Raw genomic sequence first — 16,773 nt, forward strand, 5'->3', positions numbered from 1 at the left:
TGATGGCAGACAAACCGTTGTTAACTTTAGAGCAAGTACAGGATTTTACAAATTCGTAGCAAATAACTTATCAATTTGTGCAAGTCCATAAAAAAACCTGGTTTTCCAGGCTTTTAGTAAATTAGATGATTGTCCCTGCTGTTATCTTGATTAGAAGTTAACTAAACGACTAAGTACAATGTTGCACAAATTCGTAACGAATTAAATGTAGAAAGACTCTGCGCCTCTCTGCGTTTACTCCGCGTGCCTCTGCGTTTAAAAAAACTACGATTTTATGCAAAGCTGCACTAAGTAGAATTTACTTCTGTCGTAAATCAGGTTCCAAGGAAGTTGGGAGGAAGTTTACGACCTCTACGACCAACTGCAGGTAGTTCTAATAGCCGATCCGTAGCTTGTGTTGTTCCGTCTTCAGTTTTGACATTGCGGTCGATAGTAACAGAATTTTGGTTGCCAGGATGACCGTTAGGAATAAACAACTGCGGATGGTCGAAGGGTGCTTTTTGATAGCGGACTCGCTCATCAGTCAAACCTTTGAGAAAGTCTACTAGCGCCTGTTTTTCTTCTTCAGTCAGGTTAAGTGGTGGCAAATTTTGACCAAAGTCACCACCGCGATTGTAGAAATCAACCACTTGTTCTAGGGTCAATTGTCCGCCATTGTGGAAGTAAGGAGCAGTGAGTTCGATGTTGCGAAGTCCTGGTGTCTTGAAAGCTCCATCTGCGGTCAAGTCTTGTTCGCCATTGGGAACTACAGGTGGTTCTTCGCCGAGTAACTGCTTAAATGTACCTTCAAGAGCTAGCCGTGATTCTGAAAGCGGATTGCCTAACAAGTCATTACCACCCACACCAAGGTCGTCTTCGCTAGGTCTAACACCAATATTAAAGAAACCAGCATCTTCAACTCGTCCTCCTACAAATGCCGGGGCGCGTCGGATGCGTCCTTGGCTAGTCACGCTGCTAACAGAAGCAGTGGTCAACTCTGAGCCACCATGACAGCCGAAGCACGCACCTTTGGTTTGGAAAATTCGCCATCCCTGCTGTTGCGATTGTGTGAAAGCGTTGGTGTCCCCTGCCAGAAACTTGTCAAATGGTGTCTGGTCGGAAATCAAAGTAGATTCGTACGCTTGCACAGCCAACCCGAAGAACAGCGAGAAATTATATTCCATCAAAGTGTATTCGTTGGTAGACAAATTCTTCTTCGGCTTACGGATGAATCTGCGCTCTCCAGTTTCGGGATTAATGCTGATGATGAGATTGGATCTCCACCACTGCGGCTGAAAGGCATCTCTGATTAACGCTGCGTAGCTGCGGTTCAGACCAGTTCGAGGGTAACGGCTGTAGGCACCGAGAACGCTGTCATCTCTTGCTACCTGTTGCTTGCCAAGGGGTCTGAGGGCGAGTAGCTTTTTACCCAACTTTCTACCAATCCGTTTAAATGGCTGATTAGTTGTTGGAGATATTTGCTCTTCTGATGGCGATAAGTCGTTGCTACCACTGATGGTTTCACCTTCGTCATTTAGCACCGCTAATTGTTGACCGCTGTTAGCATCAATCACCGTAGTTGTGTCACTGGTTTCGGATGCTTCTACTCGGAATGGTGCAATGGGAAGGTCTTCAGCTGCTGTTTCCAAAGCACTGAGTGGTGGTTCAACGGCTTGGGAAGCCAAAGAAGAATTATTGATACTAACTTTCACATCTTCAAGAAATCGAGGCTTGGTAGCCTTTAAAACATAGGCATTTGGATCTTTTAACCCCAGCCCGTTCACCCCATTAAAAATGGGTTGTGCTCTTCCGTCCCAGAAGTTGCGGAAATTAAATACTGAGTTAATCGTGCTTGGCGAGTGACGAGGTGTGACTTGGCGGACGTTTGTGCCTTGCACGTTGAAAATATCATCCCTGAGCGGAGTGACGTTGTCATTGGCACTACCAGGAACGACATCAACAAACCTTGATCTGAACACGCCTTGAGAACCGACGACATCGTTGCTGTTGGATAGTACTGCTGAAGAACGATTGTTTGGGTCTGATAACTTGTGGAATGGAAAATCTGCGACGTTGAGCTGGTAGTTTGGGCCTCCTCCCGTATTGAAAATTGTATCCGGATTCTCAACTTTGTTCGGATTTACACGCAGTCGTCCCGGATCGAGTTGGTTTTTGGATCTGTTGTCTGCTCCAGCATGAAAGTGACAACTAGCACACGACTGAATGCCATCCGTACCTAGTTGCATGTCCCAGAACAAAGATTTCCCTAGAGCGATCGCAGCTGTTTTGTCCCGAATAAATTCCCCTAGATTGTCAGGTTCTGGAACCTTGACATTACTAAGTGGCGGCGGCTGCGGAGGTGTTACCTGTGCCGAAACAGTATGTCCTGCCAGGATGGTAGCTATCACCAATGCGGCAATAGTTGCACCCTTTTTCATGCTCCTAGACGAGCCAAATTTTATTTGAGTGAATCTACTGAGTATTCCAGTTGCAAAAATCGTAGCAGCTTGTGTTATATTTGAGACAACTGAAAGCAAATAGGTAAAAAGAAGAGGGAAAGTAGCATTACTTTCACCTTTGTAAACTGCTTGGGTTTTGTCTTTGAACTCCTCAAACCCAGGCCGTTTGCTATGTTTGGCGGTTCCACAGTTTTTCATATTTTACGGACTTGCAGCCAAAATTTGTACAATATGTAACTTGTCAAAGGTTCTGTGTTTATATGCAAAGTACCGCTTAGTTGTAATATTTGTTCACAATAACCAGATTTTCACTGAATTCTAAGCATGACAAGATTTACACTGTTTTACGTCTTTTCCCTAAGTCTTAATATTTAAAAACACTTATAGTTAACAAGTATTAAGTTTTGAATTTCTAATAACTCTGACTTTGGCATCAGGCTAATGCGTTGAAAGTTACGCAATGATACTTATAGAGACATTAAGTAGCAAAATCGTATTAAACCAGATGGCAGTTCCAAACTTAGAGGAAATTTCCACTCAGTTAGAAAGTCCGAATCTGCGCGATCGCATGGTTGCCCTTGCTTGTTTGCGGGATGTACCAGCAGAAGACGCCGTACCATTAATTAAGAAGGTTTTGGATGACGAATCGATGCAACTGCGGTCAATGGCAATATTTGCCCTAGGGATCAAACAAACCACAGAATGCTATCCAATTCTGATCAAAATTTTAGAAACTGACCCGGATTACGGCATTCGTGCAGACGCAGCTGGTGCGCTAGGATACTTGGGTGACACCAGAGCCTTTGAAGCGCTGTCAAGAGCTTTTTATGAAGATACAGATTGGCTGGTGCGCTTTAGTGCAGCTGTATCGCTAGGTAATATTAAAGACTCCCGCGCTCGTGAAATCCTTTACCAAGCCTTAGATAATGAGGAAATAGTAATACAACAAGCAGCGATCGCGGCATTGGGAGAAATTAAAGACATCAACGCAGTAGATCGGATTTTACGCTTTGCTCAATCAGAAGATTGGTTAGTGCGGCAACGTTTGGCAGAAGCTTTAGGTAATCTTCCCACTCCCAAGAGTGTCTCGGCGTTGAAATACCTGGAAAAAGACAGCCACGAAAATGTTGCGGAGGCAGCAAGGATTTCTCTTAAAAGGCTTGAAGAAGCAGGTAATTAATTTTGAATAGAGGGAGAGGAGGGAAATAGGAGTGGGAGAGGGGAACAGAGGGAGAGGGGGAAATGTTAAAACAACTCCCCCACAGCTCCCAACCCCAGAGGGGGCCCCTAGCCCCCACTCTCCCAATCCTCTTCTGCTACCTTGTAATAAGTGGGATTAAAAGGATTTTGACACAAGGTAATTTGATTCATGAATATTGAAGAGTTTTTTGAGTTAAGTGCTGGTAAATGGTTTTCCCATCGTACTAGTCACCACTTGGCTTTTAAGCAATCAGAATCCGGCAAATCAGATATCATTATTGAAATGCTAGCGGCGGATCATCCAGAGGTAATCAAACTTTGCCAACAGTACGAAATTGACGCTAGTCGTGCTTCCTGTGGCGCAAGAGTAACTTGGAACGGCACGATGGAGTGGGATGAACAAGATCACAAGGGTTCTACAGTATTAGTACCAGTGCCTAATGAAGATAATCCCTTTGAAGGCAAGTTACTGCGGGAAATGGGCTATGCCGAGAAAATGCCAGTTGCCGGCAGCTACAAAATGGGTGACGATGAGGCGTTGACTTTAATTACAGAGTACGAAACGATGTGGTCTGAAGAACGCCTCTGGTTTGCTAGCCCTAATTTGCGGATGCGGGTAGGTGTTCTCAAACGCTTCGGTGGCTTTAGTATGGCTTCGTTCACTTCTGAAATTCGTATGGGTGGTGCTGCACCAGCAACGAAAGCATCTGAAGCGACTAATTCAGCATCCAGTTAACGAGGATAACAATCTCACGCAAAGATGTAAATACACTGAAAAACACTTGCATCTTTGCGTGGGTTCTCATATCAACCTAAATCTGCAACAAGCTAGCGATCGCCTGTGGTAGTGGCAATATAATCAGCACTAACAAAGCCATTGCCAGCAATCCCCAAATATCACGTTTATTATCTAGTTCTGTGACATCATTGAGAGCGGGTTCATCCATCAGTGGGATAAATAATAAAATAATTGCCCATAAGAAAAATCCCGGCTGTACTAAAGAAAGTAACAGCAGCAGCAGGCGAGCAACTTGACCAATTAGCATGGCACTTCTTTGCCCAAACATCGCATGGACTATGTGACCTCCATCGAGTTGTCCCACTGGCATCAGATTTAACGCGGTCACGATGATTCCCAAACAAGCGGCTACTGCGATTGGATGTAGGTCAATAGCTGATTGTGGTGTTAACTGACTTCCCAAGGCTAGCTTCGAGAGTAGCGCTAACAATATAGAGTATTTGGGATTAAGCGCATCAGGATTCAACAGCCCTGTTTTTTCTTCTGGCAGGGAAACCACTGTGGAATTAGCTAAGCCCCAGAATAATAAAGGCAAGGTTACTACAAAACCTGCAAGTGGCCCGGCGATACTGACATCAAATAAAGCTTTGCGGTGAGGTACGGGACTACGCATTTGAATAAAAGCACCGAAGGTTCCCAAGAAAAAAGGCATTGGGATAAAGTAAGGCAGAGTCGAGCGGATTCTATAGTACCTCGCTGTTAAGTAATGACCCAGTTCGTGAATGCCCAAAATAAACATCAAAGCTAAAGCATAGGGCAATCCCTTTAAAATTACACTCGGGTCGGATTGAAGCTGACGTAGTGTGAATTCCACACCAGCAATTCCTGCTCCTACCTTTGTAGTAGTTACCAAAGTGGCTATTAATAGTACTAAAGCTAAACCTGGTCGCGTTAACCTTTCTGTTTGGGGTGCATTAGCTTTAGCAGCTTGGGTATTAGGAACAAGTACAAAGAAGGGTTTGCCATTCAAACCTTCTTGAAAGACGAGCAAAAAGCGATCGCCAAATTGTGCTTCAATATTTTCCTTAATTCGTTGATAAGCTTCGGCTGGTTTAGTTCTTAACTGACCTCGGCAAATCACAGCTTGAGGTCTATATTCAATGTTGTGGATGTAATATACAGACCAAGGAAAACAATTTCGCAATTGGGTTTCTTCATTTGGTTCTATGGGACGCACGGGAGTTAATTCTGTAGTTGACTGCTGTGTAGCTAAGTCTGGTTGTGGTATTTCTCTTTGAATCTGTTTGTCCTTTTGGGGTTGTCGGCCCCACTGAAATAGCACCCAGTATAACAAAGGGCAAATTACCAATGGCCAAATCATCAACGCCCGCGGTGGAGGTTGTTTTTCTCCATGCATTACCGTCCATCCCGTCCAAAGCATTGCTGGTGTCATTAATACCAACCACAATAGCCACACAGGTGTCCGGGTGATACGAGCAACACTACGCTGCACCATCAGATAAGTAATTAGTCCCAGTAGAAGAAGAAACCAAACAGTCATGTTATTTTCATTTATTTTGAAACGTCAGTCTCACGGAATAGTCAAAAGCACCATAACTCTTGCCACAGAATAGACCCCATCCCCCTATTTGAAAAGAAAAGTCTTATACTTGAACCGGATCTGTTACAACTCTTCAATTAGTAGCTTTTCTCATGTGTCCCTCATCTCAAGAGTCTAGTCAAATAGCCAAGCCACCACGAGAAGTCCTAGATACTATTTTTGCATTTCCACCAAATCGGGACACACTGGGGGGAACCGCTTATTTTATTGTAAGAAATGAAGGCAATATCCTGATTGACTGTCCGGCATTTGAGCAGACAAATCAGGACTTTTTGCGATCGCATGGTGGTATACGCTGGTTATTTCTCACCCATAGAGGTGCTATTGGTAAGACAGCAGAATTTCACAAAACTTTCAACTGCGAGGTTTTGATTCAAGAGCAAGAAGCCTATCTATTGCCGGAATTAGACGTAACTACTTTTCATCAGGAATTCACTTTGAGTTCAGCCTTCAAACTGATTTGGACTCCTGGACATTCTCCTGGATCATCTTGCCTTTACTACAGTGAGTTTGGAGGTGTGCTGTTTTCTGGACGCCATTTAGTCCCTAACCAGCAAGGCGAACCAGTGCCATTACGAACAGCCAAGACTTTTCACTGGTATCGGCAAATTAAAAGCATAAAAAACCTCATAGAAAGTTTTACACCAGAAACACTCCAGTATATTGCTCCTGGTGCTAACACAGGTTATCTTCGCGGTAAACGTGTCATCGATAATGCCTATCAACGCTTAGCGAACTTGGATTTCACAGCCTTATTAAAGGCACAAGCCATCCTGTAAGTAGTAAGTAGGAGTAGAGGAGTGGAGGAGTGGGAAAGTTGTTTTAACATTTTCTCCCCTCTCCCTCTGTTCCCCTCTCCCACTCCTAGTCACGCTGCTCCTGCTGCTACTACTGAGTTTTTCGTCAGCAGTTCCACGGCAGCTTGATATTGAGAGTCAAAGTCTGAGCCAATCTGTTCGTGAGCGATTGGTTCAGAGGGGATTATTTTGTCTGGCTTTATACCTAGCTTGTTAATATCTTTATGTTGAGGAGTTTCGTACTTAGCAATGGTGACTGCTAAGCCGGAACCATCTGACAACTCAAATAATGACTGGATTAAGCCTTTACCAAACGTGGTTTCTCCAACCAGCGTAGCACGGCCGTTATCTTGTAGTGCGCCTGCGAGAATTTCGCTAGCGCTCGCAGTTCCTTGATTGACCAAAACAACTAGCGGATCGTCAGTCAGTGCTGGACCAAATGATTCAAAACTGCCTTGAATACCTTGCCGATTGACTGTGTAGACTATAGTGCCAGAGTTTAACCATAGACGAGCTATTTCTATTCCGGCTTGCAGCAGTCCACCGGGATTATTTCGCAAATCCAAAATGTATGCAGATGCACCTTTTTTTTCTAAACTATTAATGGCGTGTGCCAGTTCCATTGGAGCGTTGGCATTAAATTGAGTGAGACGAATGTAGCCAAAGGGTGCTCCCTCAGAGGTAGTATGTAACTCTGCGACTACAGGATTCAGAGAAATGCGATCGCGCATAACTCTGAATTCTCTTTGTCCTTCTCCCTCTCGTTCGATTAGCAACGTCACCAGACTGCCAATCGGACCCCGCATTCTGGTTGCGGCTTCATCGAGGGTAAGATTTTCCGTAGAGAAACCCTCAATTTTAACGATGCGATCGCGTGGTCGAATTCCAGCTTTTTCTGCTGGTGAACCAGCGATGGGAGTAACTACTTCCAGCTTGCCTGTGTGTGGATTCAGAGCAATTTGCAAGCCCACCCCCGTCAATTCCCCAGAAGTATTTACCTGCAAACTGCGGTACTGCTCAGGATCTAAAAAGCGGGTAAAAGGGTCATTCAGGCCCTTAAGCATCTTTCCAATTGCCGCGTAAGCTGCTTGATGATCTGGCAGTGGCGTTGCCAGAACTTTTTGCCGCACTGCTGCCCAATTTTGATGATTAAATGTGTCATCCAGATAAGTGCGGTTAACAATTCGCCAAACTTCCGACACCAGCTTTTGTTCTTCGCTCAGAGCCATTGCTGGCTGACAAAAACTGCAAAATCCTAACCAAAACGCCACTAGCAGTGACAATCCAACCCGAAAAACCTGTTTGTGCATTAACCTCATTTTTAATTCCACTTTCAACCCAAATTGCCTAGTTCGACGCAGTTGCCTTCAGACTTCTTGCAGAAGTCGGGAAAGGGAAGGGGGGGAACTCGGGATTCCCGTTCCCCTTAGGAGTGAGGATTAGGGGTAGAGGTTAAAAGAATTGGAAAATTATTACCTTTAGCCTTTACCCTTTGCTGTTGACCTTAAACCCCAACGTACTAGCTCTTGCGTGGGAACCCGAGTTTCCTACCTCTTGCAAAAGTTACTTTTACAAGAGTGTTTATGAAATCTATCTCTCGACTATGTTACTTTTTTTATAGAAGTGGTGGATCGGGAAATCAAGTGGTTAAGACCAGTGATTCCAGCCAATACCACTCCACAAACGATAAAATCTACTTTGTATCCAGCATTTTTTGTTTGGGCGCAAAGAGAACGCAATATATTCTATTTTTGCAGAGTGTTAAGTTTTTAAACAATTCTTAACACCCTCACGGTTCATAATTAAAGGAGCTTCTCCCCTCTTTGCTAAAAAAGACTGGGGACTAGGGACTAGGTACTAGGGCATGGGGCAAGGGGCAATGGGCATCGGACAAAGGAAAAATCAGTACTTCAATTCCCAATCCCCAATCCCCAATTCCCAATCCCCAATCCCCAATTCCCGATACCCTTTTCCCCAATTCCCAGTAATTAGGGAGATTTATTAACCGCGATCGACTCTAGGAACTTGAGATTGTATGGCCAACGTTTACGACTGGTTCGAGGAGCGCTTAGAGATTCAAGCGCTTGCTGATGACGTTACCAGCAAATACGTCCCTCCCCATGTCAACATCTTCTACTGCCTGGGTGGAATTACTCTGACTTGCTTTTTGATCCAGTTTGCTACTGGATTTGCCATGACATTCTACTACAAGCCAACCGTTACGGAAGCTTATGCCTCCGTGCAGTACATCATGAATGAAGTGAGTTTTGGTTGGCTGATTCGCTCCATCCACAAATGGTCTGCAAGCATGATGGTGCTGATGATGATTCTGCACGTTTTCCGGGTTTACCTCACAGGAGGCTTCAAAAAGCCCCGCGAGTTGACCTGGGTAAGTGGAGTCATCCTGGCAGTAATTACCGTTTCTTTTGGCGTGACTGGCTATTCTCTGCCTTGGGACCAAGTTGGCTACTGGGCTGTGAAAATCGTTAGCGGTGTACCAGAAGCTATTCCCGTAGTCGGCACATTGATTTCTGAACTGCTGCGCGGCGGTTCCAGCGTTGGACAAGGGACGCTGACTCGCTACTACAGCGCTCACACCTTTGTGCTACCCTGGCTCATTGCCGTTTTCATGTTGCTGCACTTCTTGATGATTCGCAAGCAAGGAATTTCTGGTCCGTTGTAATTGAGTAGGGGCGAAGCGTTCTTTGTGGTAGATAGCCCTTGAGCTATAAATTCTTACTGCAAATTCTTCGCCTGTAGAGTAATAGGCATTAGCTTTCAGTTTCCAGATTCAGTTGTTTGTTTTAAACTTGTGAAAAATAACAAATTTATTGACACATAGAAGACAGAAAAACAAACAATAGCATCTTAAGCTGAAAGCTAGTGCTTGAAGCTCGAGGCTTAAACAAATGCTTTAACTCGACGTAAGCAGGAGAGCACATTTAAAAATGGCAACACTAAAAAAACCAGACCTCAGCGATCCTAAGTTAAGAGCCAAACTTGCAAAAGGCATGGGTCACAATTACTATGGTGAACCTGCTTGGCCAAACGACTTACTCTATGTCTTCCCTGTTGTAATTATGGGAAGCTTCGCTTGTATCGTGGCTCTAGCTGTTCTTGATCCAGCTATGGTTGGAGAACCAGCAAATCCCTTCGCCACACCATTGGAAATTTTACCAGAGTGGTACTTATACCCTGTATTTCAAATTTTGCGTTCAGTTCCTAACAAACTTTTAGGGGTATTATTGATGGCGTCCGTACCCTTGGGACTGATCCTTGTTCCCTTTATTGAGAACGTCAATAAGTTTCAAAATCCTTTCCGCCGTCCTGTAGCAACAGCGATCTTCTTGTTTGGTACTTTGGTTACCATTTACTTAGGTATCGGTGCTACCTTACCATTAGACAAATCCCTTACCTTGGGACTGTTCTAAATCAGTCACGATAAAGCTTTTTGACGCCTGTGAGTTTCTCAGCAAGTGCAAATGTCAATGTACTTTTGAGAAAATTTTACAGGCGTCAATTTTAATAATCCGGGTTGCATGTGAGATTTTAAATTTTTTAGATTTTAAATTTTGGATTAAAATGCTATTCCAAAATCTAGAATCTGTAGATTACAACAGATAAGTAATTAGGTGTAAAAACATAACAACTAAGTTGTTTATTTATGCCTACCTACTTGCAAAGATTTTTACCCACACATATACATTTAAGTCAAGGTCAATGCTTAGCATGGTGCAGCAAGACCATCTGACGGTTAAGAGCGAACTAGAGCTTCTAAACCAGGTGCAACAGTGGTTTGAACAATTCTGCCTACAACATTTGTCTAAACTTGGTTGGTCAGAAAGCCAACTGTATCGTTTGAACCTAGCATTAGCAGAAGGTTTTACCAATGCCGTTCGTCATGCTCATCATGCTTTACCTCCGGAAACAACCATTGAGATAGACGTTTCTCTCTGGATTGATCGACTAGAGATTAGAATCTGGGATTATGGCAAACCTTTTAATCCTGATGCGATCGCCGAACCAGAACCAGGTACTCTACAAGTCGGGGGGTATGGATGGTTTCTCCTGCGGCGCTTGGCTGACCGAGTTGCCTACGAACGTGGTACAGATGGTAGAAATTGTCTGCTCATCGTCAAATATGGTCTACAACGACAGCAATAAGGGTTTTGTGTAAATTTTTACTTGTAAGTTCCACCTAAGAAATTATCGGAGCATTTTCAAACTTGGCAACAAATGCTACTGAATTTTTTGTTAATGTATCAGCGATCGCTCGCAATCTGAACTTTAGCGATCAAACAAAATCCACCTAAATACTACAGCTTTAGGTGGACTTGCAACTTATTCTTAGTGGATCCGAGCAGAGTCGAACTGCTGTCCAAACTGGGTATTGACCCCCCACTCGTTCACAGGCTTAGCCTTTCTTACCCTCAAGGCAGGGAACGTTCATTATCCCGAACGGCAGGATGCTCTGATTAAGTCTTTGCTAACAAGTCCACCAGAGAAAACTTATTAGCGCATCCGTTGGGGTTTGCCTCTAGCCCTTAACGGAGTCAGACTAGAAGCGCTCGAACCTATAAGAGGCTATTAGGCAGCTACAAGAGCTTCCTTACGAGCAAATTTTACGATGTTGTTCGCATTTACTTTTTTTTGAGCCTTGGATTTACGAGAGGAGACTCACTCTCGACCTGAATCACAGGGCAGCTTTCGCCAGCCTGTCGAAACCGTTACGGACCCATGAGGTCATATACTCTTATTATAGTGTGCGGTTGTCAAATGTGCCACTATCTGCTTGAAAACTAAAAAGATTTTGCTTGGTGTCTTAGTGCCTTGGTGGTGAAAAAATGTCTTTTAAACCACAAAGACACTAAGACACAAAGGTAAAAATCACCTGATTCACCTAAGTAAGTGCTTCAGCGCCGCCCACAACCTCAAGAATTTCCTGGGTAATTGCCGCTTGCCGTGCTTTGTTGTAAGACAGGGTAAGGTTATTGATCAATTCACCGGCGTTATCGCTGGCGTTGCTCATAGCTGTCATCCGCGCGGCTAGTTCGCTGGCAGCAGATTCTTGCAGCGCCCGCAATAGCTGGTTAGTCAGATAGAGAGATAGCAGAGAATCCAGAATTTGCAGTGGATCTTGCTCGAAAATCATATCGCGAGGGAAAGGGCGGACTTGAGTAGTGACTTTTTGCCGTTCTACTTCAAACTGACCACCACGAGTTGTCAGACGGAATATTTCGTCATCTGCGGTTTCTAGACCTTGGGTGTCAAGGGGAAGCAGAGTTTGCACTACCGGACGGGAACTAACCAAAGAAACGAAACGAGTGTAAATTAATTCGATGCGATCTACGCTTTCTGATAAAAACAGGGAAAGCAGTTCATTGGCAATGTTAGATGCTTCCGCAGCGGTGGGAATTTGTTCTAAGCCAGAATAGGTAGCGTCAATAGGTTGGTTACGACGCTGGAAGTACTGGGTAGCTTTACGCCCTACGATCACAAATTTGTAATCTACACCTTCTGCCTTGAGTTCGTTGGCGCGAGTTTCCGCACGTTTAATCACGTTGTTGTTGTAGCCACCGCACAGACCACGATCGCCTGAAACTACCAACAGCCCCACTGACTTAACTTCCCGTTTTCTCAGCAAAGGCAAGTTGGCTTCTTCAAACCGCAGACGGGCTTGCAAACCGTAGAGTACTTGTGCCAGGCGATCGGCAAAGGGGCGAGTAGCTAACACCTGTTCTTGAGCGCGACGAACTCTTGCGGCAGCTACTAGCCGCATAGCTTCTGTAATTTTTTTGGTATTTTTTACTGACTGAATGCGATCGCGTATTGCTTTGAGATTAGCCATATTTTTGTCCTGAGTCCCTAGTCATTAGTCATTTGTCCTTAGTCATTAGTCATTAGCGATCGCCAATGACCAATGACCAATGACCCTTACGGGTTCGCCAGTCGCTCATGGGGGAAACCCCCAAGACCGCGCTGGCTCACCAATGACTACTTACACTGTTGCTAAGAATGTCTTCTTGTATTCATTGATAGCTTCTTTCAAAGCTGCTTCTTCGCTATCACCCAGTACTTTCTGTGATTGTACTCCTTGTACGTACTTAGGTTTGCTGGTCTTTAAGTACTCCCGCAGACCCTTGGAGAAGGTAGTAATTTTATCTACAGGAATATCATCTAAGTAACCGTTAATACCAGCGTAGAGAATGGCTACTTGCTCGTATACTGATAGCGGAGAGTTTTGCGGCTGCTTCAGGAGTTCCCGCAAGCGCTGACCCCGTGCCAGCTGATCTTGGGTAGCTTTATCAAGGTCAGAGGCAAATTGCGCGAAGGCTTGCAATTCATCAAATTGCGCCAACTCCAGTTTCAACTTACCAGCAACTTTCTTCATTGCCTTGGTCTGAGCAGCGGAACCCACGCGGGATACGGAAATACCAGGGTTAATGGCGGGACGGATACCAGCGTTGAACAGGTCAGAAGACAGGAAGATCTGACCGTCGGTGATAGAAATCACATTGGTGGGGATGTAAGCAGACACGTCACCTGCTTGAGTTTCGATAATTGGCAGGGCGGTCATGCTGCCTTTACCCAATTCGTCACTCAGCTTAGCTGCCCGTTCCAACAAGCGGGAGTGGAGGTAGAATACGTCACCAGGATAGGCTTCCCGTCCGGGGGGACGACGCAGCAGCAGGGACATTTGGCGATAAGCTGCGGCTTGCTTGGAGAGGTCATCGTAGATAACGAGGGTAGCTTTGCCTTTGTACATGAAGTACTCAGCAATTGAGGCGCCAGTATAAGGAGCCAGGTATTGCAGGGACGCAGGGTCACTGGCGTTAGCGGCAACAACGATGGTGTAATCCATTGCGCCCTTGTCCTGCAATGTCTGTACGACGTTAGCCACGGTGGAAGCTTTTTGACCGATGGCAACGTAGACACAGATTACATCTTCTTCTTTTTGGTTAATGATAGTGTCGATCGCGATCGCTGTCTTACCGGTTTGGCGATCGCCGATAATCAACTCTCGTTGACCGCGACCGATAGGAATCATCGCGTCGATCGCGGTAATACCAGTTTGCAGGGGTTCGTGTACAGACCGACGTGCCACAATACCAGGTGCTGGAGATTCAAGCAAACGAGTTTCAGTGGTTTTGATTTCTCCCTTACCATCAATTGGACGACCCAAAGCATCGACAACGCGTCCAACCAAAGCTTCTCCCACTGGCACCTGAGCAATTTTGCCTGTGGCGGTAACGGTACTGCCTTCTTGAATTTCATGGCCTTCGCCCATCAGCACTGCACCGACGTTATCTTCTTCCAAGTTGAGGGCGATGCCAATCGTACCATCTTCAAACTCTAACAGTTCTTGAGACATGGCCTTTTCTAGACCATAGACACGAGCAATACCATCACCTACTTGCAGAACGGTACCAACGTTAGCAACTTTGACTTGTTGGTCGTATTGCTCGATTTGTTGCTGAATAATGCTGCTAATTTCGTCAGGTCTGATGCTAATTGCCATTTTTCTATCTTGCTTTTTGGTGAGACAACAGGAGTTAAGAACTATGAATCATGAATATTAAAAATTTTCATAATTCATAATTCATAATTCATAAATTTTTACGCGCTAGTTAAGCGCAAGGACAAGCGACGCAGTTGACCTCGCAAACTAGCGTCAATTACCTGAGAGCCTACTTTGATGATGACACCACCAATGATATCGGGGTCAATTTTGGTTTCTAGTTCTACTTCGCGAGCGTTGGTCATTCCTATGACCTTTTCTTTAACTGCTTGTTGCTGCGCTTCCGAGAGAGGAACGGCAGAAACCACTTCTGCTAACACTGTTTGCTTGAGCTGCCGCAAAAGCGCCAAATATTGTTGGCAAACATCTTCTAACAACATAATGCGCCGTCTATCTACCAACAGCATTAAGAAATTACGGAGATATGTGTTAGCACCTTCACCAAGAATGCGGTTGATAACTGCTTTTTTGTCCTCAGCCTGAATAAACGGGTTGTCAAGAAACTTTTGCAGTTGCTCACTCTGTGACAACAAATTCAGCAATGCACGCACATCATCACCGAACTCTTCTGTGAGATTTCTTGATTGCGCTACCGACATCAAAGCTTCTGCGTAAGGAACGGCTACTTCTGTTAATGCTACATTACCTTTCATCCCTAGCCTCCTAGTAGCGCGATACTACGGTCAATTAATGTTTGTTGAGCATCGTCGCCAATTCCACTACGGAGTTCGGACTCGGCTTTTTGCAATGCCATAGCCACTACCTGCTGCCGCAGTTGAGCAAGCGCCCGCTCTCTTTCTGTGTCTAAATCGCGAGCAGCTGTTTCTCTCATACGTTCCACATCTTCTGCTGCTCGTGCCAAAATTGCCTCACGAGCTGAGCGAGCATTTTCTTCAGCAGCTTTGCGGATTTGCTGCGCCTCTGCTTGTGCCTGGGTCAACTTTTGCTGCACCTCGGAAAGTTTGATCGCTGCTTCTTTTGCGCGTTCTTCTGCTTCCCGAATCGCTGTTTCAATATTTGAGCGTCGCTCGTTTAGTGTGTTACTTATAACTTTACGCCCAAAATAAAATAGAACGCCAATCAGAATTGCCAGGTTAATTATATTGGTTTCAAGAATGTTGAAGTCAAGACCGAAACCGCCTTGCGATTCTGCTTCTGCCGCCTCTGTGGCTAATAATAAGACAGTTCCTATGATACCCATCTACAACTGCGCTGCTCCCTTGCTAATATCAGTTAGAACTTTCCCAAAGGAAAAAAGTGCCACTTTCGACTAGCAATTTTAGATTTTAGATTTCAGATTTTAGATTTTTTGATTTATGCCTCGGCCAAGCGTGGTCGAAAATAATCCAAAATCGCTAGTCTAAAATCTTTAATCCCTATTCCCTTGCGGGTGGGGTCAATCCAAAATCCAAAATCGTAAATCCAAAATTGGTTGACACTTAATTCAGCGCTCACCGGACTAATGCCCCGCAGCGCGTATACTTTTTGGAACCGATGTTGTGAGCTATCAAAAATCACTTTATTTAACTAAAGTGGGTCCCAAGAGTTTTTCCAGAATCTGCCTGCTGAAGGCATCTACCTGTTGCTCTAAGGAACGTAAAGCTTCCTGCTTTTGCTGTTCTATTTCTTGAGCCACTTGTTCTCGTTGAGCCTGAGCTTCCCTTTGCGCCTCAGCGATTTTCTCGGCAGTAATTTTTTGAGCTTCAGCTTGAGCTTCAGCCACAACTGCTTGAGATTGCCTGCGAGCTTCTGCTAGCTGCCGCTCATATTCTTTGGTCAATCGCTCGGCTTTGGCCAAGCGTTCCCGAGCTTCAAGGTTATTCGTTCGGATGTAATTATCCCGATCGTCCAGTGCCTTGGTCAATGGCTTATAGAAAATCACATTTAAAACAGCTGCCAACAGCAGGAACTGCAATGCCATCAAGGGCAAGGTAGCATCGAAATCAAACATTTCTCTCCTCTTTGGCTGTAACAGCAGTTTTCATGGCAAGCAATAATGAATTCAACTTTTCATCGTAATACTCTAGAGACCCTATAACCATAAAGGGTAAATCTAGATTAGAGACGTGAGTGATCACGTCTCCAAACTACGAAAAGTTTTAGAGTCTAGGAAAAGGGGTTAGCAAACAGCAGTACCAGAGCAATCACCAGACCGTAGATTGTCAGTGATTCCATGAACGCCAAGGTTAACAGCAGAGTACCGCGAATTTTTCCTTCTGCTTCTGGCTGACGGGCAATACCTTCTACTGCTTGACCAGCAGCATTTCCTTGACCAATACCAGGGCCAATCGCAGCTAAACCAATTGCTAAAGCAGCAGCGAGAACTGAAGCAGCAGAAATCAATGGATCCATGTCGATTTTCCTTACCTTAAATACACAACAAACGGTTTTTGATTTGAGATTTTTGATTTTAGATCTGGAACCGAATTCAAAATTCGGGTATCCAAAATCTAAAATTA

General features: G+C 44.7%; 15 protein-coding genes and 1 other RNA gene. 6 read left to right on the top strand and 10 right to left on the bottom strand.

The window, feature by feature from the left end; genetic code table 11:
* Positions 1-314: 314 nt before the first annotated feature.
* A complete protein-coding gene (locus HXY43_RS12285; protein ID WP_290883499.1) occupies positions 315-2,417 on the bottom strand; it encodes a cytochrome c peroxidase in 2,103 nt (700 codons plus the stop codon).
* A gap of 526 nt (positions 2,418-2,943) precedes the next feature.
* Here HXY43_RS12285 and HXY43_RS12290 point away from each other — a divergent pair.
* Together HXY43_RS12290 and HXY43_RS12295 are read left to right on the top strand one after the other, a co-directional pair.
* Positions 2,944-3,618, top strand: a complete 675-nt coding sequence (locus HXY43_RS12290; RefSeq protein ID WP_290883500.1) for a HEAT repeat domain-containing protein — start codon at positions 2,944-2,946, stop codon at positions 3,616-3,618.
* Between the two features lie 189 nt (positions 3,619-3,807).
* Entirely contained in the window at positions 3,808-4,374 is a 567-nt protein-coding gene (locus HXY43_RS12295; protein ID WP_026731034.1) for a phycobiliprotein lyase, read from the top strand.
* Positions 4,375-4,450: 76 nt separating this feature from the next.
* Here the strand turns inward: HXY43_RS12295 and HXY43_RS12300 are convergent, their stop codons facing one another.
* On the bottom strand, positions 4,451-5,938 hold the full coding sequence (locus HXY43_RS12300; RefSeq protein WP_290883501.1) for a site-2 protease family protein: 1,488 nt from the start codon (positions 5,936-5,938) through the stop codon (positions 4,451-4,453).
* 152 nt (positions 5,939-6,090) lie between these two features.
* On the opposite strand from HXY43_RS12300, the gene HXY43_RS12305 reads away from it, so the two are divergent.
* Positions 6,091-6,777, top strand: coding sequence for an MBL fold metallo-hydrolase (locus tag HXY43_RS12305; RefSeq protein ID WP_290883502.1), 687 nt, complete (start codon positions 6,091-6,093; stop codon positions 6,775-6,777).
* Between the two features lie 89 nt (positions 6,778-6,866).
* Here the strand turns inward: HXY43_RS12305 and ctpA are convergent, their stop codons facing one another.
* Complete coding sequence (gene ctpA / locus HXY43_RS12310) at positions 6,867-8,114, bottom strand: carboxyl-terminal processing protease CtpA (RefSeq protein WP_026731031.1); 1,248 nt, start codon at positions 8,112-8,114, stop codon at positions 6,867-6,869.
* A 716-nt stretch (positions 8,115-8,830) separates the two neighbouring features.
* On the opposite strand from ctpA, the gene petB reads away from it, so the two are divergent.
* The 3 genes from petB to HXY43_RS12325 all read left to right on the top strand — a co-directional run bounded on the left by petB (position 8,831) and on the right by HXY43_RS12325 (position 10,959).
* Positions 8,831-9,478: a cytochrome b6 gene (gene petB / locus HXY43_RS12315; protein WP_026731030.1), complete on the top strand. Its 648-nt coding sequence runs from the start codon at positions 8,831-8,833 to the stop codon at positions 9,476-9,478.
* A 265-nt stretch (positions 9,479-9,743) separates the two neighbouring features.
* Positions 9,744-10,226: a cytochrome b6-f complex subunit IV gene (petD, locus tag HXY43_RS12320; RefSeq protein ID WP_026731029.1), complete on the top strand. Its 483-nt coding sequence runs from the start codon at positions 9,744-9,746 to the stop codon at positions 10,224-10,226.
* 289 nt (positions 10,227-10,515) lie between these two features.
* Positions 10,516-10,959, top strand: coding sequence for an anti-sigma regulatory factor (locus HXY43_RS12325; RefSeq protein ID WP_026731028.1), 444 nt, complete (start codon positions 10,516-10,518; stop codon positions 10,957-10,959).
* A 184-nt stretch (positions 10,960-11,143) separates the two neighbouring features.
* Here the strand turns inward: HXY43_RS12325 and ssrA are convergent.
* From ssrA to atpE, 7 genes are all read right to left on the bottom strand, one after another.
* Positions 11,144-11,532, bottom strand: a transfer-messenger RNA (tmRNA) gene (ssrA, locus tag HXY43_RS12330).
* A gap of 163 nt (positions 11,533-11,695) precedes the next feature.
* Positions 11,696-12,643, bottom strand: a complete 948-nt coding sequence (locus HXY43_RS12335) for a F0F1 ATP synthase subunit gamma (RefSeq protein ID WP_026731027.1) — start codon at positions 12,641-12,643, stop codon at positions 11,696-11,698.
* A gap of 150 nt (positions 12,644-12,793) precedes the next feature.
* Entirely contained in the window at positions 12,794-14,314 is a 1,521-nt protein-coding gene (atpA, locus tag HXY43_RS12340; RefSeq protein ID WP_026731026.1) for a F0F1 ATP synthase subunit alpha, read from the bottom strand.
* Positions 14,315-14,412: 98 nt separating this feature from the next.
* Positions 14,413-14,967 carry an ATP synthase F1 subunit delta gene (gene atpH / locus HXY43_RS12345; protein WP_290883503.1) on the bottom strand — a complete coding sequence of 185 codons (555 nt, stop codon included), beginning with the start codon at positions 14,965-14,967 and terminating at the stop codon, positions 14,413-14,415.
* Positions 14,968-14,969: 2 nt separating this feature from the next.
* Positions 14,970-15,515 (bottom strand): F0F1 ATP synthase subunit B, encoded by a 546-nt coding sequence (locus HXY43_RS12350; RefSeq protein ID WP_290883504.1) that lies wholly within the window; start codon positions 15,513-15,515, stop codon positions 14,970-14,972.
* Between the two features lie 318 nt (positions 15,516-15,833).
* On the bottom strand, positions 15,834-16,265 hold the full coding sequence (locus tag HXY43_RS12355; RefSeq protein ID WP_290883505.1) for a F0F1 ATP synthase subunit B': 432 nt from the start codon (positions 16,263-16,265) through the stop codon (positions 15,834-15,836).
* Positions 16,266-16,420: 155 nt separating this feature from the next.
* A complete protein-coding gene (gene atpE / locus HXY43_RS12360; protein WP_016874655.1) occupies positions 16,421-16,666 on the bottom strand; it encodes an ATP synthase F0 subunit C in 246 nt (81 codons plus the stop codon).
* Positions 16,667-16,773: the final 107 nt, after the last annotated feature.

Source organism: Fischerella sp., from assembly GCF_013388695.1.
Classification (GTDB): domain Bacteria; phylum Cyanobacteriota; class Cyanobacteriia; order Cyanobacteriales; family Nostocaceae; genus PCC9605.

Coding starts and splice junctions, on each gene's coding strand:
- HXY43_RS12300 (WP_290883501.1), bottom strand. CDS start 5,938: ATGACTGTTTGGTTTCTTCTTCTACTGGGACTAATTACTTATCTGATG.
- HXY43_RS12350 (WP_290883504.1), bottom strand. CDS start 15,515: ATGGGTATCATAGGAACTGTCTTATTATTAGCCACAGAGGCGGCAGAA.
- HXY43_RS12305 (WP_290883502.1), top strand. CDS start 6,091: ATGTGTCCCTCATCTCAAGAGTCTAGTCAAATAGCCAAGCCACCACGA.
- atpA (WP_026731026.1), bottom strand. CDS start 14,314: ATGGCAATTAGCATCAGACCTGACGAAATTAGCAGCATTATTCAGCAA.
- petB (WP_026731030.1), top strand. CDS start 8,831: ATGGCCAACGTTTACGACTGGTTCGAGGAGCGCTTAGAGATTCAAGCG.
- atpH (WP_290883503.1), bottom strand. CDS start 14,967: ATGAAAGGTAATGTAGCATTAACAGAAGTAGCCGTTCCTTACGCAGAA.
- HXY43_RS12295 (WP_026731034.1), top strand. CDS start 3,808: ATGAATATTGAAGAGTTTTTTGAGTTAAGTGCTGGTAAATGGTTTTCC.
- HXY43_RS12355 (WP_290883505.1), bottom strand. CDS start 16,265: ATGTTTGATTTCGATGCTACCTTGCCCTTGATGGCATTGCAGTTCCTG.
- atpE (WP_016874655.1), bottom strand. CDS start 16,666: ATGGATCCATTGATTTCTGCTGCTTCAGTTCTCGCTGCTGCTTTAGCA.
- HXY43_RS12325 (WP_026731028.1), top strand. CDS start 10,516: ATGCTTAGCATGGTGCAGCAAGACCATCTGACGGTTAAGAGCGAACTA.
- HXY43_RS12290 (WP_290883500.1), top strand. CDS start 2,944: ATGGCAGTTCCAAACTTAGAGGAAATTTCCACTCAGTTAGAAAGTCCG.
- petD (WP_026731029.1), top strand. CDS start 9,744: ATGGCAACACTAAAAAAACCAGACCTCAGCGATCCTAAGTTAAGAGCC.
- ctpA (WP_026731031.1), bottom strand. CDS start 8,114: ATGAGGTTAATGCACAAACAGGTTTTTCGGGTTGGATTGTCACTGCTA.
- HXY43_RS12335 (WP_026731027.1), bottom strand. CDS start 12,643: ATGGCTAATCTCAAAGCAATACGCGATCGCATTCAGTCAGTAAAAAAT.
- HXY43_RS12285 (WP_290883499.1), bottom strand. CDS start 2,417: ATGAAAAAGGGTGCAACTATTGCCGCATTGGTGATAGCTACCATCCTG.